The sequence below is a fragment of the Brevundimonas sp. genome (assembly GCF_036676055.1).
Lineage (GTDB): Bacteria > Pseudomonadota > Alphaproteobacteria > Caulobacterales > Caulobacteraceae > Brevundimonas.
Window position 1 is genome coordinate 1 of the sequence record NZ_JAKFDS010000025.1, and the last position, 20100, is coordinate 20100.

The following is a 20100-nucleotide window of genomic DNA, read 5'->3' on the forward strand; positions in this document are numbered from 1 at the left end:
CGCGGCGCCGGATCGCCTTCGGAAACTGGCCGCACACGCGCTTCAGATCGGCGAAGACGCGGTAGCGCCCCTCGCTCTTGACCTGCTCGACGGCGGTCTGGAAGGCGGCCTTGTAGTCGTACAACGGGTCAGCTCTACCGTGGCGAAAACTTGCCCGGTGATGCGCCGATCAGGTTGATTTGTCCATGAAACGGCACGGACAAATCGCCGCAAACCCTTAATTGATAATGGTTCTCAGTTTCTTTGCGTCGCGATCGAAGGGGCTCAGCCCTTCGGCAGTTCGTCCAGCTTGCCGCGCAGCATCTGCAGGATGGCGGAGAAGTCGCGGCCGCCGTAGCCGAGGCCGTTGAACATCTGGAACAGGGCTTCGGTCTGGGCCCCCAGCGGCGTCGAGGCGCCGGATTTGGCGGCGGCGTCCTGGGCCAGTTTCAGGTCCTTCAGCATCATGGCGGCGGCGAAACCGCCCTCGTAGTTGCGGTTCGAGGGGGCGGTCGGGACCGGGCCGGGCCAGGGGTAGTAGGTGGTGGTCGACCAGCTCTGACCCGAGGATTTGGCGACGATGTCGAACATCTTCACCGGATCGAGACCCAGCTTCTCGGCCAGACCGATGGCCTCGCAGGTGCCGAGCATGGTGATGCCCAGGATCATGTTGTTGCAGATCTTGGCCGCCTGCCCCGCCCCGTGGTCGCCGGCGCGGAAGGTCGCGCGGCTCATGGGTTCGAGCGCCGCCTCGATACGGGCGAACTCCGGCTCGTCGCAACCGACCATGAAAGCCAGGGTCCCCGCGTCGGCGGCCATGGTGCCGCCCGAGACGGGCGCATCGGCGAAGGCGTAGCCGGCGTCCTTCGCCAGACCGGCGACCTTGCGGGCGGTGTCGACGTCGATGGTCGAGCAGTCGAGCAGCAGGGCCGAGGTCGGGGCCGCGCCGATAATCTGCTCGCTGTACACCTTGAGCACATGCGGGCCGGCGGGGAGCATGGTGATGACCACGTCGGCGGCCTTGACCGCCTCGGCCACCGAGCCGACCGGGGTGCAGCCGGCGGCGGCGGCGCGGTCCAGCGCGGCCTGCGACAGGTCGAAGGCGAGGACCGTGTGCCCGGCCTTGGCCTGGTTGGCCGCCATGCCGCCGCCCATGTTGCCGAGGCCGATGAAGGCGATGGTGTGGGTCATGGCGTCGTCTCCCGAATGATTTTCGGGAGGGATAGCCCGCCCCCTGCCCGCTCGCCAGCGGCGCCGGCGGAATTCGCTCAGCCCGGCTTGCGAAAGCGCAGCATGAACTGGCTGGTCTTGCCGCGAATGGAGGGATCGAAGACGTTGGCGGTGCGGGCGTCGGCGGGGTCGGCGAGGAGATCGCTCTCGCCATCCAGCACAAAGCCGGCGGCCGTGACCTCGCGCTTGACCGCCTCAATGTCGATCCGGTGCAGGCTGTCGGCGGCGGCGAGGTCGGAACCCGCGGCGGCGTGGTGGTCGATGATGACATAGAGGCCGCCGGGCTTGAGCGCCTGGAATACCGCAGCGTTGACCTTCGCGGCGGTGTCCTCCGCGAACGGGGCCAGGTGCAGGTCGTGGTAGTTCTGGGCCGTGAAGACGAGGTCGAGGCCGGACGGGAATTCAGGGTCGCCGATCGGCGAGCGGATGGCGTCGACATTGGCCAAGGCGTCGACGGCGGTCAGGCTCTCGCCATAACTGGCCTGAAAGCCGATGAATTCGGCAGGCTGCCAGGCGGTGACGCGGCCCTCCGGGCCCACGGCGGCCGAGAAGATGCGGGTGAAATAGCCGCCGCCGATGATCATGTCGGCGATCTTCTGCCCGGGCTGGACGCGGGCGAAGGCCAGGGTCTCCGCGGTATGGCGCGCTTCGTCGCGCGCACGATCCTCGGCCGGGCGGACCGGATCAGCCAGCGCCGAAGCGTAGGCCGACGGCTCCTGAAGCCGCGGAGCGGGGGCAAAGGCGGCGACCGAAACGGCGGCCAGGAGCGAGGCTGCGACCAGCAGGGAACGATGCATCAGACTTTACTCCTGTCGTGGCGGCCGGACTCTCAGGCCGGCTTCCTGAAGCGATAGACGAATTGGTCGGTGCGCCCCCTGATCGCCGCGTCAAAGACGTTGACGGTCCGGTCGTCGGCCGCGTTCGCGAGTGCGGTCGATTCTCCGTCGAAGACGAAGCCGGCCGCCTCGATCTCGGCGCGCAGGGAGGCGCCTTCGATGCGATGCAGGGTCTGGACCTCGCTGTGGCCCGTGCCGGGACGCCCCGCGTGGTCGATGACGATGAAATAGCCGCCTGGCTTGAGGGCGGCGTAGATCGCCCGGTTCATGGTCGCCACGTCGGTGTTGAACGCCGGGATATGGAAGTCGTGATATTCCTGGCTCATCCAGATGACATCGAGCGGCTCCGGGAAGCTCATCGTGTTCAGGTCGCCATTGACCCGCGACACGTTGGGGTAGGCGGCGGCCAGGGCGTCGGCGCCGGGATTTTCGCGCTCGGCGGTGCGGTTGGGCACGAAGGCGTAAACCTTGCCTTCCTCACCAACCACGCGGGCGAACAGCCGGGTGAAATAGCCTGCGCCGGGGCGGATATCGGCGATCTTGTCGCCCGGCTCCAGCCTGGCGAAAGCCAGCATCTGGTCGGGGTGACGGAACGCGTCGCGGGCGACCTCGTCAGCCGGCCGCAGCGGGTCAGCGACGGCGGCGCGGTGCAGATCCGCCAGTTGCGCCGCTCCATGAACTCCGCCGGCTGCACGGTCGTCGCGACCGGCGTCGGGGGCGGAGCTGCAAGCGGCCACCGCGGCAGACAGGACCAGGGCGGCGGCGAGGGCGGAAATGGAGGGCTTGAGCATGTCTTCTCCTGAGCGTGCGGCTACAGCCAAGCTCCCGTTTAGGGTCGATGGCAAGCCCCTCGCGGGCGAGTCCACATCGTCACCCTTCGCTACCGGCCCAGGGGCGCCCAATCCTCGTCATCGGGCAACGGCGCGAACAAGGTGTCGAGAGCGGCTTCCGTAACCCCGGACAGATCGGCGGGCGACCATTTCGGGGCGTTATCCTTGTCGACGATGACGGCGCGCACGCCCTCCTGGAAGTCATGGGTGCGGATCACGCGGCCGCCGAGGGCGTACTCCATCGCCATGTTGTCGGCGAAGGACTCGAGGGCCGCGCCGGTGCGGAGCTGGCGCAAGGTGACCTTCAGCGATTGCGGCGACTTTGTCTTCAGCGTCGCCAGCTGGGCCAAGGCCCAGTGGGAGCCGTCGGCCTCAAGGGCGGCGAAGATCTGCTCGACCGTGTCGAAGGCGAACAGGCGTTCGATAGCCGGCAGGTGCGGCTCGATCGGGGGCTCGCCGGCGTCGGTCTCCAGGCCGTCGGCGACGTCGATCGGATGGGCCGGGTCGGCGGCGAGGATGGCGCGGAAGGCTTCGAGCGCATCAGACGGCAGATAGTGGGTGTGGATGCCGAGGAAGACGGTGTCGGCCGCCTTGAGCCGGGCCCCGGTCAGGGCCAGCCAGACGCCGGTCTGGCCCGGCAGGCGCGGCAGGAACCAGCCGCCGCCGACGTCGGGGAACAGGCCGATGCCGGTCTCGGGCATGGCGTAGATGGTGCGCTCGGTGGCGATGCGGACGTCGGCCGGCTCGGAGATACCGACCCCACCGCCCATGACGATGCCGTCGACCAGGGCCGTCACCGGCTTGGGATAGTCGAACAGCAGGTGGTTGAGCTTGTATTCGGTATCGAAGAAGGCCTTGGCCTCGGACGCGTCCCCTGCCCCGCTCTCGGCGATCATGCGGATGTCGCCGCCGGCGCAGAAGCCGCGCTCGCCGGCGTGGTCGATGAGGACAGATTTGATCGCGTCGTCGGTCCGCCATGCCAGCAGCGCCTCGATCATGGCCTCGCACATGGCCCGGTTCAGCGCGTGCAGGGCCTTGGGGCGGTTGAGGGTGAGATGGCCGACGCCGGACGCGACGCGGATAAGGACCTCGGGTTCGGGGGTCATGGAGTCACTCACTGCCGCATCATCTCCCGCGCGGTGATCACGCGCATGATCTCGTTGGTGCCCTCGAGGATGCGGTGGACGCGCAGATCGCGGACGATGCGCTCCAGCGGATAGTCCTTGAGATAGCCGTAGCCGCCGTGCAGCTGCAGGGCCTCGTCGGCGATCTGGAAGCAGGCGTCGGTGGCGAAGCGCTTGGCCATGGCGCACCATTTGGTCTTTTCGGGATGGTTCGTATCCAGCGCCCAGGCCCCGCGCAGGACCAGCAGCCGGGCCGCCTCCAGCTGGGTCGCCATGTCGGCCAGCTTGAACTGGGTGTTCTGGAAGTCGGCGATCAGCTTGCCGAACTGTTTGCGGCTGGAGACGTAGTCGAGGGCTGCCTCCAGCGCCAGGCGGGCCCCGCCCAGCGAACAGGCGGCGATGTTCAGACGGCCGCCGTCGAGGCCCATCATGGCGTAGCGGAAGCCGTCGCCTTCCTTGCCGAGCAGGTTGGCGGCGGGGATGCGGCAGTCGTCGAACGAGACGATGGCGGTGGGCTGGGAATTCCAGCCCATCTTCTTCTCCTGGGCACCGAAGCTGAGGCCGGGCGCCTCCTTCTCGACCACGAAGGTGGAGATGCCCTTGGGCCCCTCGGCGCCGGTGCGCGCCATGACGACATAGACGTCGGAGGTCCCGGCGCCGGAGATGAAGGCCTTGGAGCCGTTGAGGACCCAGTGATCGCCGTCGAGCCGGGCCGTGGTGCGCAGGGCGGCGGCGTCGGAGCCGGAGCCGGGCTCGGTCAGGCAGTAGGAGGCGATCTTCTCCATGGTGACCAGCGACGGCACATAGCGGGCGCGCAGGTCGTCGGAGCCGAATTTGTCGATCATCCACGTGGCCATGTTGTGGATCGAGATGAAGGCGGCGGTGGAGACGTCGCCGCGCGACAGTTCCTCGAAGATGACCGCGGCCTCGACCCGGCCGAGCGCCATGCCGCCGTGCTCCTCGCCGGTGTAGATGCCGCAGAAGCCCATTTCCGCGGCGTGTTTCATGACATCCACGGGGAAGTGTTTGGTCTCGTCCCACTCGGCGCTGTGCGGGGCCAGTTCGGCGTCGGCGAAGGCGCGGGCGGCGTCCTGGATGGCGCGCTGGTCGTCGGTGAGGGCGAAGTCCATGGGGCGGTTCCGGAATCTGTCGGCGTGTTGCGGCCTTCTAGGGCAAACCTTCTCCGATTGGGAGAAGGGAGCTATGAGGCCGCATGACCCAGCCGTTCGCCCCCGCCGCCTTTCCCTACGCCCGCCCCCGCCGGCTGCGCAGCCAGCCCTGGGTGCGGCGGCTGGTGGCCGAGACGACGCTGACGCCTGCGGATCTGGTGTGGCCGCTGATCGTGCATGACGGGGTCGACGACCGTGTGGCGGTGGCCTCGATGCCGGGCGTGTTCCGGCTGAGCCCCAAGGCGGCGGCGGCGGCCGCGGTGGAGGCGCGAGACCTGGGCATTCCGGCGGTGGCGCTGTTTCCCAATGTCGACGGTGCGATCAAGGACTGCATCGGGACGGGCGCGACCGATCCGGACGGGCTGGTCCCCGAGTGCATCAAGGCGATCAAGGACGCGGCGCCGGAGATCGGGGTGATCACCGACGTGGCGCTGGATTGCTACACCGACCACGGCCACGACGGGGTGCTGGAGGACGGCCGCATCGTCAACGACACGACGCTGGAGCGGTTGGCCGAACAGGCCTTCATCCACGCCCACGCCGGCGCGGACGTGGTGGCCCCGTCCGACATGATGGACGGACGGGTGCAGGCCATCCGCGAGGCGCTCGAGGCCAACGGGCTGCAGGACGTGATGATCCTCGCCTATGCGGCCAAATACGCCTCGGCCTTCTACGGGCCGTATCGCGACGCCGTGGGGTCGGCGAAGGCGCTGACCGGCGACAAGAAGACCTATCAGATGGACTACGCCAACAGCGACGAGGCGCTGCGCGAGGTGGCCATGGACATCGCCGAGGGCGCGGATGCGGTGATGGTCAAGCCGGGCATGCTGTATCTCGATATCGTTCAGCGGGTCAGCGAGACGTTCAAGGTTCCGACCTTCGCCTATCAGGTGTCGGGTGAGTACGCGATGATGCGGGCGGCGATGGCCAACGGCTGGTTGGAGGAGGAGCGAGCGATCCTCGAAAGCCTGCACGCCTTCAAGCGGGCGGGATGCGCCGGGGTGCTGAGCTATTTCGCCCCGCAGGCGGCGCGGCTTCTGGGCTGAGGTCGCAGACTATCGCGGGGGCGCCACGGGTCGCGCCGGCTGGACCTCTACCAGCCCGCGAGCGTGCTGCTCACTTTCGAGCCGGGCGCGTTGCTCCGCAACGAATTGCGCGGCCTCGGGCGAAGGGTCGCCGGCGTCCTGGTTCAAGAGCCACACTCCGAGAACAGCCGCCGCCACCGCCAGCACGAGGACGAGCGCTCCGAGCGGCGTCCGGATCTGCTTGAACGCTGTCGCTGACATCCAGCTAGCCCTCAGAGTCGGGTCGTCCAGCCATCGTAGGCCACCTCGACGTTCGGCGGAACAGCCGCCGACAGGACGTTGTAATCCAGATCGAGATGCAGATTGGTCAGCACCGCCCTCTTCACCCCGGCGCGGGCGATCCAGTCCAACGTCTTCTCCACATGGGCGTGGGTCGGGTGGGGCGTCCAGCGCAGGGCGTCGACGATCCACAGGTCGCAGCCGCGCACGGCTTCGAACGCCGTCTCGTCGAGGTCGGAGACGTCGCTGGAATAGGCGATCCCGCCGATCCGGTAGCCGACCGAGCGGATCGGGCCATGGGCCTGGTCGAAGGTGACGACAGAGACCGGGCCGCCGGGGCCATCGACGAACCACGGCTGGCCGTGCGGCGGGATCGGGCGGGCGTCGAGGATGGCCGGATAGCCCTCGATACTCTCGAAGATGTAGCGGAAACGGCCGTACAGGGCCTGATGGGTGGCGGCGTCCATGAAGGCCGGGAGCCGACGGCGGGCGCGCAGGGCGAACACGCGCAGGTCGTCGATGCCATGGGTCTGGTCGGCGTGGTCGTGGGTGTAGAGGACGGCGTCGATGTGGCGGACATCGGCGGCCAGCATCTGCTGGCGCAGGTCGGGTGAGGTGTCGATCAGGACGCCGGTTACGCCTTCGGGACCGTGGCGGCGGACCAGCAGGGAGCACCGGCTGCGCCGGTTCTTCGGCTCAGCCGGATCACAGGCGCCCCAGTCGCCGTCGCCGCGCGGAACGCCGCCGGACGAGCCGCAGCCAAGGATGACGACTTCGAGCTCGCCTGCCGCCCCGGTCATGCGCCCTCTGGCCTCGGGATGCGGTCGAACAGGGCGAAGAAGGCGTCGGTCGTGCGGGCCTCGGCCTCGTCGCGGGACCAGCCGCGGATTTCGGCCAGCTTGTCGAGGACGTGGCCGACGTAGGCCGGCTCGTTGCGCCGGCCGCGGTGGGGCACGGGGGCGAGGTAGGGGCAGTCGGTTTCGACGATGATGCGGTCGGCGGGCATGCCGGCGATGATCTCGCGCACGTCGGCGGCGGCCTTGAAAGTGGCGATGCCGGAGATGGAGAACCACGCGCCCAATTCTGCTGCCTTTTCCGCCAGTTCATGGCCGCTGGTATAGCAGTGCATCAGGAAGCGGAACGGGCCCCTCGCCTGCTCCTCGGCGAGGATGTCAGCCATGACGGCGTCGGCCTCGCGAGTGTGGACGACCAGCGGCAGGCCTGTCCGGCGGGCCGCCGCGATATGCTGGCGGAAGACATCCGCCTGCACGTCGCGCGGGCTGAGGTCGTAGTGGAAGTCGAGGCCGCATTCGCCGATGCCGACGATCTTCGGGCGGGCGGCGAGCTCGACCAGGCGGTCGGCGGTCAGGTCGGCGTGATCCTTCGCCTCGTGCGGATGGACGCCGACCGTGGCCCAGATGTCGTCGTGGGCCATGGCCAGGGCGTGGGTGGCCTCGAAGGTCGACAGCTTGTCGGAGATCTCGACCATCAGGCCGACGCCGGCCGCGCGGGCGCGGGCGATGACGGCGTCGCGGTCGTCGTCGAACTGGGGCGCGTGCAGGTTGACGTGGCTGTCGATCAGCATCAGGCGCGGGCCTTGGTGCGCTGCAGGTCGGCGAGGGCCCCGGTCAGCACGTCGGCGCGGTCGAGGTTGATGGCGGCGGCGCGGTCGGGGAGCTCCGACAGCCGCTCCCACAGCTCGGCCCAGCGGGCGCCGGACTTGCCTTCCTCGAGGGCGCGCAGTTTCACCGCGGCGATCAGCCGGTCCATCAGGGTCTCGAACCGCTCCTGCCCCTCGGGGCCGCGGAATTTGTCGGCCACGGCCATGACGGCGGCGCGGTCGAGGTCCGGGGCGGCGACCCAGGCCTGGGCCAGCTGGTCGGCTTCCAGGGTCGCGCCGGAGGCCAAGGCGAGGGCCTGACCGGGCGAGCCGGCGGCCATGCCGGCGATACGCACGGCCTCGGCCGAGGGCACGCCGGTCTGGTTGCGGACCAGCTCTTCCAGCGCGTGCTGCGGCCAGACCGGGAAGGCGAGACGGCGGCAACGCGAGCGGATGGTGGCCAGCAGCCGGCCGGGCGCGTGGGCGACGAGGAACAGCACGCCACGTTCCGGCGGCTCCTCAAGCACCTTGAGCAAGGCGTTGGCGGCGTTGAGGTTCAGGTCGTCGGCGGCGTCGATGATGGCGACGCGGTATTTCGCCTGCGACGGGCTCTTGGAGAAGAACTCGGGCAGGTCGCGGGCCTGGTCGACGGAGATGGACTTCTTCGTCTTGCCGCCCTCGACGGCGCGTTCGAGGATCAGCAGGTCGGGGTGCGACTGGGCGGTGATCAGCCGGGCGACCGGATCATCAGGGCGGGTTCCAAGCAGGCCGCGCGACGGGTCGGGCGCGGCGCCGAGCAGGCGGCGGGCGGCGCGGTAGGCGAAGGTGGCCTTGCCCGAGCCCTCGACCCCGCACAGCAGCCAGGCGTGATGCAGCCGCCCCTTGTCGAAGGCGTCGAGGAAGGCCGCCTCAGCGGCCGCGTCGGGGACCAGGTCGAAACGGTCGCGCGGGTGTTCGCTCACGGCAGTCGCGCCTCGACGGCGGCCCAGACGCGGGCCTCGACCGTATCCTGATCTCCGTCGGCGTCGATGACGACGCAGCGATCGGGGTGGGCGACGGCGATGTCGAGGAAGCCGCGCCGCAGACGCTCATGGAATTCCAGCCCCTTCGATTCGAAGCGGGTCTCGAACAGGCCGCGGCCGAAGGCCCGCTCCAGCCCGACGTCGACCGGCAGGTCGAAAATCAGGGTCAGGTCCGGCTGGGTCTGGCCGACGACGGCGGCGTCCAGCGTCTCGATAAAGGTGGCGGCCGTGCCGCCGCCGACGCCCTGATAGGCGCGGCTCGAGTCAGCGAAGCGGTCGCAGACGACCCAGCGCCCGGCCTCGAGCGCCGGGCGCACGGTGCGCTCCAGATGATCCGAGCGGGCGGCGTACATCAGCAGGGTCTCGGTCATGGGGGACCAACGGCCCGCGTCGCCGTTCAGGGCGAGGTTGCGGATCTCCTCGGCGCCTTGGGAGCCGCCCGGCTCGCGGGTCTGGACCACCTCCAGATCGCGGGCGCGCAGGCGTTCGACCAGCCGCGCCACCTGTGTCGACTTGCCGGTCCCCTCGCCGCCTTCAAATGTGATGAATCTGCCTTGGGTCACCGGTGCACCATGGCGGCGCCGGCCCGGTTGCGGAAGGGTCTAGACCCCGGAAATCGTCGTCGCTTCGGGATAACCCCGCGACATCACCGCGCGGCGCGAGCGCTCGGCGGCGCCGGCGTCCGGCCAAGGCCCCACCAGCACCCGGAACTGGCCGGGCCGGGCCTCGTCCACCCTCGCCCCGCCGCCCAGATGGTCCGCGGCCCGGCGGGCCTGACGGGCGTCGGGCCACGTTCCCGCCTGGACCCACACGCCGGTCGGGGCAGGCGCCGGCGTCACGGACGGCACGGTGGGCGGCGGCGTCGGCGCGACGGCAAGATACGGAACAGGGGCTGACGAGTTTGCAGGCGGAGCCGGCGAGGCCGCCTGGGCGTACTGCACCGGGCCGCCGCCGCCGAGGCGCGGTGCGCGACCGAGATAGCGGACCCTCACCTCCCCCACCCCGGCCCGGCGCAGGTCGAGGGCGTCGGCGGCGCCGCGTGACAGATCGATGATGCGGCCGTCGACGAACGGACCGCGGTCGTTGACGCGCACGACGACCCGGCGACCGTTGGCGAGATTTGTGACCTCGACCAGTCCGGGCAGCGGCAGCGTCTTGTGGGCCGCGGTCAGGGCGTTCATGTCGAATCGCTCGCCGGTGGCGGTGGGGCGGCCGTGGAACTGGTCGCCGTACCATGAGGCCAGGCCGGTCTCGTCATAGCGGGGCTGTTCCTCCGGCCGGTACCAGCGGCCGCGGATCTGGTAGGGCCGCATGGTGCCGGAGACGATCGGAGCCGGGTCGGTGACCACGGGCATGGCGCCTACGTCCGGCTTGGGCCCGCCGGCGCAGGCGGCCAGCAGCGACAAAAGTCCGGCGGCGATCAGCCCCTTGAGTAGTCTTGAAGCCATGGCCCTGCCCTTGATGGCGGCAAGAATGGCCGGAAGAGATTTCCGCTTTGGTTAACGGGGTGTTTGGCGCTATGCGGCGGGTCCGCTCGCAGGACACGGACAGGTGGCCGAGTGGTTTAAGGCAGCGGTCTTGAAAACCGCCGTAGGTGCAAGCCTACCGTGGGTTCGAATCCCACCCTGTCCGCCACCTTCCCCCGGCGTGCGCGGCTGTGCAGGCGTGACCGCAACCGCGGAATATCCTGTGATCAGCACCATATTTTTTGACTACGGTCATTCCCCTAGGGGGCAGCGCCTAGGGAGACGCCCCGAATGTCGTTCCGCTGGTTAACGGCCTAACCCTGATACCTGAAGGCAGGGGAATTCAACATGACGCGGACGGAGTCGCCCAACCCCACGACATTTCCTTTCGCCGCCGGCCCCGGCGACGAATGGGACGGCGCGCTCCGGATGGAGTTCGCCGCCGGTGAGGAGATCTACGGCCAGGAAGAGGCCTCCGATCTGATCTATCGTCTGGTGAAGGGTTCGATCAGGACAAGCTATCTGCTGGCCGACGGGCGACGGCAGGTCGGCGACTTCTATTATGACGGCGACGTCTTCGGCGTGGAGACGGGACCGCAGCACAGGTTTACGGCCGAAGCCCTGACGGCCTGCGAGGTCATGGTGGTGAAGCGCTCCGGATCGGTCGCCTTCGCGTCGGGACGGGTCGAGAAGCTGGTGTGGGCCGCGACGGCGACGGAGCTCGGGCGCGCCCAGGCGCACATGCTGCTGCTCGGCCGGGCGACCGCCTGCGAACGGGTGGCCCGCTTCCTTCTGGACCTGGCCGACCGGTTCCGGGGCGATCTGGTGACGCTACCGATGAGCCGGCAGGACATGGCCGACTATCTGGGGCTGACCATCGAGACGGTCTCGCGGATGCTCAGCCGCCTGCAGGCCGACGGCGTGGTGGAGCTTGCAGGCTGCCGGCACTTCCGCGTCCGGCAACGGAGCAACCTGATGCGGCTCGCCGCAGCCTGAAGCCCCGTCCTCAAATTCGATCCCGCGAGCCTGAGGAGGCCCGACATGGCCCCCGAAACGTCCCGCATCATCCGGCCGGAGTCCTGACGTCATGAATCGCCTTTCCGACAAGGTCGCCGTCATCACCGGCGGCGCCGTGGGCCTCGGCCGCGCGACCGCCCTGCGCATGGCGGAAGAAGGCGCGGCGGTGGCCGTGCTGGACGTCCTGGACGCCGAGGGTCTGGAACTGATCGAAATGCTGAGGGAGCGATCGCTTCCGGTCGCCTATTGGCATTGCGACGTCTCGAGCGAGCGCGAGGTGCAGTCGGTTATGCGGGAGGTCGTCGAACATTTCGGGCGCATCGACATCCTGGTCAACAACGCCGGGATCGCCGGGGTCAACAAGCCGACGCACGAGATCACCGAGGCCGAGTGGGACCGGGTCCAGGCGGTCAACGTCAAGGGCGTCTTCTTCTGCACCAAACACGCCATCCCCCATCTGAAGCAGGCCGGCGGCGGGTCGATCATCAACCTGTCGTCGATCTATGGGCTGGTGGGCGCACCGGACGTTCCGCCCTATCACGCCTCGAAAGGGGCGGTCCGGTTGATGAGCAAGACCGACGCCATGATCTATGCGCCCGACCGGATCCGTGTGAACTCGATTCACCCTGGCTTCATCTGGACCCCGATGGTGGAGGCCCACCTGTCCTCCCAGGGCGATCTGGAAGAGGGCCGCAAGGCGACCGCCGCCCTGCATCCGCTGGGCCGGATCGGCGAGCCGGACGACATCGCGTGGGGCGCGGTCTATCTGGCCTCGGACGAAGCGGCGTTCGTCACCGGGTCAGAGCTGATTATCGACGGCGGCTACACCGCCCATTGAGCTAGCCGGCCGCGCACATCGACACGATCCGCCTGGCCAACTCCCCGACCTCGGCCGCGCAGGCCTCGATCCGCTTACGCGACAGGCCCGCGCCGACGTCGCCGAAATTGTGATGGCCGATCAGTTCCAGGCCGGTCATGGCCGCGAGATGATTGTCGAAATTCTCCCGCAGGGCGGTCCATGCGCCGCTGCACTCGACCCAGTCCTGTGGCGCGCCGGACGAGGTGAAGGCCACCAGCCGGCGACCCTCCAGCATCGGCTGGTTGCCGCCATGACGGATCGGCGAATAGCCGAAGCCGAGGCCGAAAACCCTCTCCACATAGCCCTTCAACATGGCGGGAGGGCCATTGAACCAGAGGGGGTAGAAGAAGGCGAACACGTCCGCCTTCCCGATCGCCTCACGTTCAGCGAGGACGTCGGCGCGCGGGCGGAACCCCGGGTGGTCCGGCATTTCGCTGGCGCGCAGGCGCGGATCAAAGCGCAGGCGATAGAGATCGCGGACCTCGACCCCGGCCCCGGCCTCGCGGGCGGCCTGCGCGAAGGCCCCGGCCATCGTGGCCGTGAAGCTCCGCTTCCTCGGGTGAACCAGGACGAGGGCGATGCGGGTCGGAACGGTGGAGACGGTCATATGTTGATCCTAGCACGGCCCGTCCTCGGCCGGCCTTGATGTGCCTCAATCCGTCGCCGGCGCCGGACCGGGGCGCCCCGCCCTCCCCGGCGCTGAAAGCCCCCCGGCCAGCCGTTCCAGCAGGGCCGTTCTTTCGACGTCGGTCGGCAGCGCCTGCAGCGTCTCGTTCAACGAGACCAGGAAGGCGGCGCGGTCGTTGTGCCAGTCGGGACGCGCCGCCTGCCCGGGCGCAATCCGGCCCGAACCGGCCCGAACCGGTTCGACCCCGGCTTTCGACAAGGCGAAGGCCTGGTCTATCTCGGGCGACCGGGTGCGATAGCCCGCGGCCCCGAGACGGGCAGCCAGGACCGAGACGGCGTCAGGCTCGCCGTGATCAAGCAGCACATGGCCCCCGACGGGCTTGCGCGCTTCCAGCCACGACACCAGACCGGTCGCGTCCGCATGGCCCGAATAGGAATCGAGCGACCGGATCCTGGCCCCGACGTGAATGTCCTCTCCCTGAATCCGGATCGTGGATCGTCCTTCCAGCAAGAAACGGCCAAGCGTGCCTGCGGCCTGGAAGCCGGTGATCAGGACCGTGGTCTCCTTGCGCCAGAGCAGCCGCTTGAGATGACGGCGAATGCGCCCGGCGTCGCACATGCCGCTGCCGGCGAGGACGACGTGCCAGTCCCTGAGCCGCTCAAGGCCATCGCTTTCCCACGGACGCATCAGATGATGGAGGCGGCCCGCATGCCTCAGCGACTCATAGGGATTGTCGCCCGTGTCCGGATTCCAGCCGCGGCGCAGGAAGACGTCAGTAGCTTCGATGGCCAGCGGGGAATCGAGGAAGATTTCACCGGCCAGCTCCGGCCACGCCTCCATAACCGCGAGGAGATCGAGGATCAGCTCCTGCGCCCGGCCCACGGCGAAGGTCGGCATGAGAAGCGGCCCACCCGCCGCCTTCGCCAATCGAAGCTCCTCCGCGAGGGCCTCGCGGCGGGCGTCGAGGTCGGGGTCGATCCGTTCCCGGTCGCCATAGGTGCTCTCGAGCACCACATGGTCCACGCCCGTCGGGCCGTCGGGTGTCGGCAGGAACGGCTGGCGACCGGACCCGAGATCTCCCGAAAACAGCAGGCGAATCTCCTCCCCGTCAGCCTCAACCTTCATTTCGATCGATGCCGCGCCAAGCAGATGTCCGGCGGGCCAGTAGGTCACCTCGAGGCCGGGCTTCGGCTGGAACGGTTCGCGAAATTTGACGGTCTCGAACAGGCGCAGGGTCGGGTCGACGTCCGCCGTGGTGTAGATCGGCTCTACCACCTTGATGTTGCGGCGGGCGTTGCGCCGGTTGAGCTGGCTGACCTCGCTCTCCTGGATCTCGGCGGAATCGGCCAGCATGACCTCGCACAGGTCGCGCGTGCCGCGAGTGGCGTGAATGGGCCCCCGATAGCCGGCCCGGACCAGCTTGGGCAGCAGGCCCGAATGGTCGATGTGGGCGTGAGTCAGGAAGACGGCGTCGATCGACGAGGCGTCGAAGGGAAACGGTTCGTAGTTCAACGCCTTCAGGGTCTTCGGCCCCTGGAACATGCCGCAGTCGATCAGGAACCGGCCCTGGTCGGTCTCCAGCAGCATGCAGGAGCCGGTGACGCATTCCGCGGCGCCGTGGAAGGTCAGGATCGGAGTCATGAGGTCAGGCTTCCGTCAAAGGGCGTAAGGACCAGCCAGAGGGCTGAGAGGAACAGGCCGACGGCCAGCAGGACGGTCAAGGTGCGTCGCCGCCCGACCGGCAACAGCCGGCCCGCCCCGTCGGCGCCAAGGACGATGGTCGTATGGACCAACACGCTGATCACGATGTGGGTCCCGCCGAGGATCAGGATCTGGAGGGGCAACGGCCCGACCTCGGGACGCAGGAAACCCGGGAGAACAGCGAGATAGAAGAGAGCCGCCTTGGGATTGAGCAGATTGGCCATGACGCCGCGGACGAACAGCCCGCTGGCCGAGCGTCGGTCGAGCGGAATCGAGACGCGGCTGGAATCACCGGTGAGCCCATCCAGGGCCAGCCAGACGAGATAGGCCGCGCCGGCCCATCGCAGGGTGTTGAGCACCGCGGGAGAGCGGAGCGGAGTCTCGGTGAGCCCGTAGAGCGCCACAGTCAGATAGGCGATCAGGCCGAGGGTGACGCCGGCCACGACCAGCAGTCCCGCCGCCCGGCCCTGGCGTGCGGCGACCAGGGCCAGATAGCCCATGTTCGGACCCGGGGTCAGTTCGACCATCACCATCGCCAGCACAAAGGCCGGGAGAACGGTCGGGTCGATCGGCAGGCCCGGCGACAGCATGCCGGACACGGATCAGTTGGCCAGCAACAGGCTGGGCCCGGCGGCGTCGTGCAGGAAGGTGCGGGTGGCCCCGCCGAACACGACTTCCCTCAGCCGGGAATGGCCGTAGGCGCCGGCGACCAGCAGACCGGCGCCGTGAGACGCCGCCCCCGCCATCAGGGCGGCGCCCTCATCCGGACCCTCCAGCAGGACCGTGACCCCTGCCCCGACGCCGTGAGCCTTCAGATAGGCGTTCAAGTGGGTGATGTCGGGATCGGTCGTGACACGGTCGAGGCCTTCCACACACTGGAGGATGTAGATGCCAGAGGCCATGGCCAGCAAGGGAAGCGCGCTTCGGACCGCCCGGCCCGCCTGGGCGCTGCCGTCCCAGGCGATGGCCGCCGGGCCAGAGAGGGAATCGGGATCACCCCGGGCGATCAGGGTGGGGGCGCGATGGTGAAGCAGCGTCTGACCCAGCAGTTCGCCGTCGCGGCCCGCGCCCGTCGTATAGCCCTGGCCGATGACGACCAGGTCCGACAGGGTGACCGCGCGGGCCAGGGACAGGGAGGGACGGAGCCCGCGCTCCATCAGCGCCATCCGGGGCGCGCCCTCGCCAGGGCCGAACACCACATCGGCCGCCCCGGCGGTCTGGCGCGCCACGGCTTCGATCCGATGGTGCAACTCGCGGTCCGCCGCCGCCAGTTCTTCGATGGCCTCGTGCGAGAGCGTCGCGCCGAGCGTCATGCCCAGGGTGACCATGTCGATGGCCGTGTCCGGATAGGCGGGCAGGATGTCCACGGTGGAGTCGTGCTGGGCGGCCAGCCAGGCGGCGAAACTCAAGGTCTGAAGGTCTTCGGGGCCGCCCCCGGCGATGGCGACGATGTGCTTGAGACTCATATGAATGGCTCCTTCCGACACCCAGAGTGCAGGGTTCCCGGCCAAGCTGCGTTGATCGACGTCAATCCCGGCTCAGAACAGCACAGTCTCCGGCGACCGGGTCGACCCCGGAGGGTCGCCGATCGAAAACGTCTCCGCGTGGCTGCGGCCGCCGATGACCGAGACCGCGGTGACGATGGACGGACTGAAGGCCATCACGGCCACGGAATCGTCGCCCGGGCAGTAGATGTGCACATCCGGAAACCGGGCGATGACCTGCTGGTTCAGCCGCTCCACGGCGGCAGGCTCGACCACCTCCTCCGCCAGGCCGGCGAAACTGACCCCGACGGCGTCCCCGGCTGGGCCATGCCCCGCGCGGACGGCGGCCGACATGCGAGGATCCGCCTGCAGGTTGCGGAATTTCTGGCTCTTCCGGGCAATAACGAAATAGAGGCGCAGCCCCTCCGCGATATAGCCGACAGTCGTGACCTGGGGCCAGCCGTCCGGACGGTTGGTCGCCACGCTCATCAGTCGCTCCCGTTCCAGCAGGGCGGCGACGGCCTCTACGGCGCGGTCATGGATCGGGGGAATGTCGCCGGTCACGGTTCGGCCCTCAGGGACTCGAGGTAGGCCATCAGGTCGTCGATCTCGCCTGCGCGGAAGGCGAACCGGGGCATGGCGGGGTGAGCTGTGACCAGGCCTTCGGCGAAGGCTGTCTCGACTTCGTCGAGCGGACGTTGACGGACCACGTCGCGGAAGGCCGGCGCGTCGGGCATCGGGCTGACGTCGGTGCGTCCCACGGCATGGCAACCGGCGCAGGTCCGGGCGGTGATCGCCCGGCCGCGTTCGATCGACTCCAGCCGCCAACCCGGCGCCGCGGCGGTTGCGGACGGGACGTCCTGGGCGAAAGGCGCCGCGCAGCCCGGAACCAGAAGAGCAAGCAGCGCCAGGGCGTGGGGGAGTCGGATCATGCGGGCCTCCTCGGCAACGGACCGATCCTGCACCCTACCACGGGAGACGGACTTTGATCCCGATCAAGGCGCGGGCTCCCGAGGCGGGCTTGTCTGCGCCCCGAGAGGAAAAGCCCATGACCTACGCCAGCCTGCTTGTCGCCGTCGAAGAAGGCATCGAGAGCGACGCCCGCCTTGAGCTCGGATGCGACCTCGCGGTGACCTTCAATGCGCTGCTCATAGGCCTGTCGGCGAGCGCTCCCCAGCCGCCGCTGTTCGACCCCATGGTCGGGGGCGCGATGACCGGCGAACTCCTCAGCCTGTACCGCGACATGGCCGAAACGGATGTGAAGAAGGCAGAAGCGCGATTTCGCGAGGTCACCGCGGCGCGGGGCGTCGAGGCCGAATGGCGGGGGCAGGCAGGCTTTCCATCCGACCTCGCGACCCGAACGGCGCGCGCCGCCGACCTTGTCATTGTCGGCAGCCGTGGAGAACGGATCCCGTACCACGCCCCGGACCCCGCCGATGTCCTGATGGGATCAGGCCGGCCTGTCCTGATGGTTCCCCCTGCTCCCGCGCGCTCGCCGGTCGGCTGGCCCGCCGTGATTGCGTGGAACGACAGCCGCGAAGCCCGCCGGGCCATCGCCGCCGCCCTGCCCCTGCTCGGAAAGGCCGAGCGGGTCCTGTTGCTGAGCCTCTGCGCCGAGGACGGGAACGAAGAGGCCGACGACGTCGCCGCCGACGTCGTTCGCTATCTCGGCCGTCACGAGATTCGTGCAGACTCGGTCATCATGCCGAGGGACAGCCGCTCGACGGGACAGGCCATCCTGGACTTCGCCCATGAACGGAAGGCCGGGCTGATCGTGGCCGGCGGCTATGGCCACGCGCGGCTGCGCCAATGGGCGCTCGGCGGCGTAACCCGAACCCTTCTGGCGGAGAGCGATCTCTGCCTACTTCTGGCCCACTGATATTGGAGTTCACCCTGTGACCAGCCCCCTGCACCACATCCGCCTCGAACTCGCCCGTGAGCCCGGCAAGCCGGCCGGCGATCCCGAGAGCGGCTACGATCTGGTCGTCCCCCTCCACGCCGACGGTCGTCTCGACCCCGGAGCAGCCCGGGCGCTGACCGAGCCCTGTCGGGTTCGGCGGTTCGACCGGAATGAAACGGTGGCGACCGGCCAACTCAGCCATGCGGGTCGGGAGGGCTGGATCCTCGACTTCCCGGGCGACGGGGACGATCAGACCGGCTTCCGCTTCGGCGACGAGCGTTTCATGCTGGGCGAATACGTATCCATGAAGGCTCCGGACGGCGCGATGCACACGTTCCGGGTGGCGCAGCTTCGGGCCCTCTGAGCCATGCGGATCGGGATCATCGATGGCCACCCGGACGGCGATCCGGGGCGCTTCTGCCACGCCTTGGCGGACGCCTACGCCAAGGGCGCGCACGAAGGCGGACATGAGGTCCGCATGCTGCGTCTCGCCGACCTCGCCTTCCCGATCCTGCTCGACCGGACCGGCTGGGAGGCGCCTCACGCCAGTCCGGACCTGACCGAGGCGCAGGATCTGGTGGCGTGGTCGGAGCATCTGATGCTGGTCCACCCCCTGTGGCTCGGCTCGGCGCCCGCCCGGCTCAAGGCGCTTCTGGAGCAGGTGTTCAGGCCCGGCTTCGCCTTCAAGGCGGGCCGGAGTCTGACCGGCCGGCTGACGGGGCGGTCCGCGCGGATCATCGTGACCATGGGCATGCCGGCGCTCATCTACCGGCTGTGGTTCTGCGCCCACGGCCTGAACGCGATGAAGAGGAACATCCTCGCCTTTGTGGGCTTCCGGCCGGTCTACGACACGCTGATTGGCAACATCGAGGGCCTGACGCCCACGCGGCGGCAGGCTTGGCTGTCCTCGGTGGAGACGCTGGGCTTCCGGGGCCGCTGAACGCCGACCGGGGAACGCCAGACCGTCCGGGACGTTTGACGAGCCTCCAACAGAGGTTCCCGTCATGAACAAGTTCCTTCCCGCCGCCGCCGCTTTCGCCCTGGTGATCGGAATGCCCCTCGTCGCCGAGGCGCAGAACCAGGGCCGTGGACAAGGCGGTGAACAGGCGCAGGACAGGGGCGGCGGCCGTGGGGCCGAGAACAAGCCGGACCGGGCTGGCAACCGCGGTCAGAGCGCCGCCAATCCCCCCGGGCGGGGTCAGGAACGCGCCGCGCGTGACTCTCGGCCGATTTCGCCCGATGTGCGCGAGGCGCCGCGCGGGGCCGAGATCCGCAGCAAGGGCCGGAACGCCGATGAGAGGGACGATCGTCCCGGCGCGCGTTCGGGTCCCGCTATCGCCGCTGCCTCTGATCGCGCCCCCGCGATCTTCCGGGTCGAGCCCAACCGCGGTCTGATCGTCGGTTGCCCACCCGGGCTCGCCAAGCGGGACAACGGCTGCCTGCCGCCGGGGCAGGAGCGCAAGATCGAGCGCGCCCGCCACGACTACCTTTGGGGCGGCGACCGCGACGCGGCCTGGCGCTACGACGACGGCTATCTCTACCAGATGGACCGGAGCGGCTCGATCCTGGGATGGCTGCCGGCTCTGGGCGGGGCTCTGGCGCCGGGCGCGACGTGGCCTCAGCAGTACGCCTACCAGCCGGCCCCGCAGTATTACACCGACTATTTCAGGCTGAACGCTCCGTACGACTACCGCTACGCGAACGGTGCGTTGTACGGAGTCGATCCCAAAACGCAGGCGATCACCCAGGTGGTGGCCCTGCTGACAGGCCAGCCGATCTCGGTCGGGCAGCCGATGCCCGCCGGCTACGATGTCTACAACGTGCCGTACGCCTATCGCGACCGGTATGCCGACAGCGCGACCAGCCAGTACCGGTACAACGACGGCTACGTCTATCAGGTCGACCCCACCACCCGGCTGGTCCAGGCCGCCATCCAGCTGCTCACCTGAAT

At 69.0% G+C, this 20100-nt stretch carries 23 protein-coding genes, 1 tRNA gene and 1 pseudogene; 8 read left to right on the plus strand and 17 right to left on the minus strand.

Features of this window, described 5'->3' with window-relative positions:
* The 6 genes and pseudogenes from V6M45_RS04695 to V6M45_RS04720 form a co-directional block, all read right to left on the minus strand.
* A pseudogene (locus tag V6M45_RS04695) lies at positions 1 to 124 on the minus strand (5-aminolevulinate synthase); the annotation flags it as partial.
* 140 nt (positions 125 to 264) lie between these two features.
* On the minus strand, positions 265 to 1251 hold the full coding sequence (mmsB, locus tag V6M45_RS04700) for a 3-hydroxyisobutyrate dehydrogenase (RefSeq protein ID WP_332654507.1): 987 nt from the start codon (positions 1249 to 1251) through the stop codon (positions 265 to 267).
* Positions 1248 to 2006 (minus strand): class I SAM-dependent methyltransferase, encoded by a 759-nt coding sequence (locus tag V6M45_RS04705; RefSeq protein WP_332654425.1) that lies wholly within the window; start codon positions 2004 to 2006, stop codon positions 1248 to 1250. The genes mmsB and V6M45_RS04705 overlap by 4 nt, the downstream gene beginning before the upstream one ends.
* Before the next feature lie 32 nt (positions 2007 to 2038).
* A complete protein-coding gene (locus V6M45_RS04710) occupies positions 2039 to 2836 on the minus strand; it encodes a class I SAM-dependent methyltransferase (protein ID WP_332654426.1) in 798 nt (265 codons plus the stop codon).
* Between the two features lie 89 nt (positions 2837 to 2925).
* A complete protein-coding gene (locus tag V6M45_RS04715) occupies positions 2926 to 3981 on the minus strand; it encodes an enoyl-CoA hydratase/isomerase family protein (RefSeq protein ID WP_332654427.1) in 1056 nt (351 codons plus the stop codon).
* Between the two features lie 8 nt (positions 3982 to 3989).
* Entirely contained in the window at positions 3990 to 5129 is a 1140-nt protein-coding gene (locus V6M45_RS04720; RefSeq protein WP_332654428.1) for an isobutyryl-CoA dehydrogenase, read from the minus strand.
* Positions 5130 to 5212: 83 nt separating this feature from the next.
* Between V6M45_RS04720 and hemB the strand changes: the two genes are divergently transcribed.
* Entirely contained in the window at positions 5213 to 6214 is a 1002-nt protein-coding gene (gene hemB, locus V6M45_RS04725) for a porphobilinogen synthase (protein WP_332654429.1), read from the plus strand.
* Between the two features lie 251 nt (positions 6215 to 6465).
* Here the strand turns inward: hemB and V6M45_RS04730 are convergent, their stop codons facing one another.
* Genes V6M45_RS04730 through V6M45_RS04750 form a run of 5 tightly spaced genes read right to left on the minus strand, consistent with a single transcriptional unit; the run spans position 6466 to position 10542 of the window.
* Positions 6466 to 7272, minus strand: coding sequence for an MBL fold metallo-hydrolase (locus tag V6M45_RS04730; RefSeq protein ID WP_332654431.1), 807 nt, complete (start codon positions 7270 to 7272; stop codon positions 6466 to 6468).
* A complete protein-coding gene (locus V6M45_RS04735; RefSeq protein WP_332654433.1) occupies positions 7269 to 8057 on the minus strand; it encodes a TatD family hydrolase in 789 nt (262 codons plus the stop codon). The genes V6M45_RS04730 and V6M45_RS04735 overlap by 4 nt, the downstream gene beginning before the upstream one ends.
* Positions 8057 to 9034 carry a DNA polymerase III subunit delta' gene (locus V6M45_RS04740; RefSeq protein ID WP_332654434.1) on the minus strand — a complete coding sequence of 326 codons (978 nt, stop codon included), beginning with the start codon at positions 9032 to 9034 and terminating at the stop codon, positions 8057 to 8059. Before V6M45_RS04740 ends, V6M45_RS04735 begins: the two co-directional genes overlap by 1 nt.
* Positions 9031 to 9657: a dTMP kinase gene (gene tmk / locus V6M45_RS04745; RefSeq protein ID WP_332654436.1), complete on the minus strand. Its 627-nt coding sequence runs from the start codon at positions 9655 to 9657 to the stop codon at positions 9031 to 9033. The genes V6M45_RS04740 and tmk overlap by 4 nt, the downstream gene beginning before the upstream one ends.
* Positions 9658 to 9696: 39 nt before the next feature.
* The gene (locus V6M45_RS04750; protein WP_332654437.1) at positions 9697 to 10542 is read right to left on the minus strand and encodes a septal ring lytic transglycosylase RlpA family protein; all 846 of its coding nucleotides are present in this window, start codon (positions 10540 to 10542) and stop codon (positions 9697 to 9699) included.
* Between the two features lie 97 nt (positions 10543 to 10639).
* Here V6M45_RS04750 and V6M45_RS04755 point away from each other — a divergent pair.
* The 3 genes from V6M45_RS04755 to V6M45_RS04765 all read left to right on the plus strand — a co-directional run bounded on the left by V6M45_RS04755 (position 10640) and on the right by V6M45_RS04765 (position 12415).
* Positions 10640 to 10729, plus strand: a tRNA-Ser gene (locus V6M45_RS04755).
* A gap of 179 nt (positions 10730 to 10908) precedes the next feature.
* Positions 10909 to 11556, plus strand: a complete 648-nt coding sequence (locus V6M45_RS04760) for a helix-turn-helix domain-containing protein (protein ID WP_332654439.1) — start codon at positions 10909 to 10911, stop codon at positions 11554 to 11556.
* Positions 11557 to 11647: 91 nt separating this feature from the next.
* Positions 11648 to 12415 (plus strand): SDR family NAD(P)-dependent oxidoreductase, encoded by a 768-nt coding sequence (locus V6M45_RS04765; RefSeq protein WP_332654441.1) that lies wholly within the window; start codon positions 11648 to 11650, stop codon positions 12413 to 12415.
* Position 12416: 1 nt separating this feature from the next.
* Here V6M45_RS04765 and V6M45_RS04770 read toward each other — a convergent pair whose 3' ends face one another.
* The 6 genes from V6M45_RS04770 to V6M45_RS04795 form a co-directional block, all read right to left on the minus strand.
* Entirely contained in the window at positions 12417 to 13043 is a 627-nt protein-coding gene (locus V6M45_RS04770; protein ID WP_332654442.1) for an NAD(P)H-dependent oxidoreductase, read from the minus strand.
* A 45-nt stretch (positions 13044 to 13088) separates the two neighbouring features.
* On the minus strand, positions 13089 to 14705 hold the full coding sequence (locus V6M45_RS04775) for an MBL fold metallo-hydrolase (protein ID WP_332654443.1): 1617 nt from the start codon (positions 14703 to 14705) through the stop codon (positions 13089 to 13091).
* Complete coding sequence (locus tag V6M45_RS04780; RefSeq protein WP_332654508.1) at positions 14702 to 15355, minus strand: LysE family translocator; 654 nt, start codon at positions 15353 to 15355, stop codon at positions 14702 to 14704. The genes V6M45_RS04775 and V6M45_RS04780 overlap by 4 nt, the downstream gene beginning before the upstream one ends.
* A 12-nt stretch (positions 15356 to 15367) precedes the next feature.
* The gene (locus V6M45_RS04785) at positions 15368 to 16231 is read right to left on the minus strand and encodes a universal stress protein (RefSeq protein ID WP_332654444.1); all 864 of its coding nucleotides are present in this window, start codon (positions 16229 to 16231) and stop codon (positions 15368 to 15370) included.
* Positions 16232 to 16303: 72 nt separating this feature from the next.
* Positions 16304 to 16813: a pyridoxamine 5'-phosphate oxidase family protein gene (locus V6M45_RS04790; protein WP_332654445.1), complete on the minus strand. Its 510-nt coding sequence runs from the start codon at positions 16811 to 16813 to the stop codon at positions 16304 to 16306.
* Positions 16810 to 17181: a c-type cytochrome gene (locus V6M45_RS04795; RefSeq protein WP_332654446.1), complete on the minus strand. Its 372-nt coding sequence runs from the start codon at positions 17179 to 17181 to the stop codon at positions 16810 to 16812. Before V6M45_RS04795 ends, V6M45_RS04790 begins: the two co-directional genes overlap by 4 nt.
* 116 nt (positions 17182 to 17297) lie before the next feature.
* On the opposite strand from V6M45_RS04795, the gene V6M45_RS04800 reads away from it, so the two are divergent.
* From V6M45_RS04800 to V6M45_RS04815, 4 genes are all read left to right on the plus strand, one after another.
* Positions 17298 to 18128, plus strand: a complete 831-nt coding sequence (locus V6M45_RS04800; RefSeq protein ID WP_332654448.1) for a universal stress protein — start codon at positions 17298 to 17300, stop codon at positions 18126 to 18128.
* Between the two features lie 16 nt (positions 18129 to 18144).
* The gene (locus tag V6M45_RS04805; RefSeq protein WP_332654450.1) at positions 18145 to 18513 is read left to right on the plus strand and encodes a hypothetical protein; all 369 of its coding nucleotides are present in this window, start codon (positions 18145 to 18147) and stop codon (positions 18511 to 18513) included.
* A 3-nt stretch (positions 18514 to 18516) separates the two neighbouring features.
* Positions 18517 to 19089 (plus strand): NAD(P)H-dependent oxidoreductase, encoded by a 573-nt coding sequence (locus V6M45_RS04810; protein WP_332654452.1) that lies wholly within the window; start codon positions 18517 to 18519, stop codon positions 19087 to 19089.
* 64 nt (positions 19090 to 19153) lie between these two features.
* Positions 19154 to 20098, plus strand: coding sequence for a hypothetical protein (locus V6M45_RS04815; protein ID WP_332654454.1), 945 nt, complete (start codon positions 19154 to 19156; stop codon positions 20096 to 20098).
* The last annotated feature ends 2 nt before the right edge of the window (positions 20099 to 20100 follow it).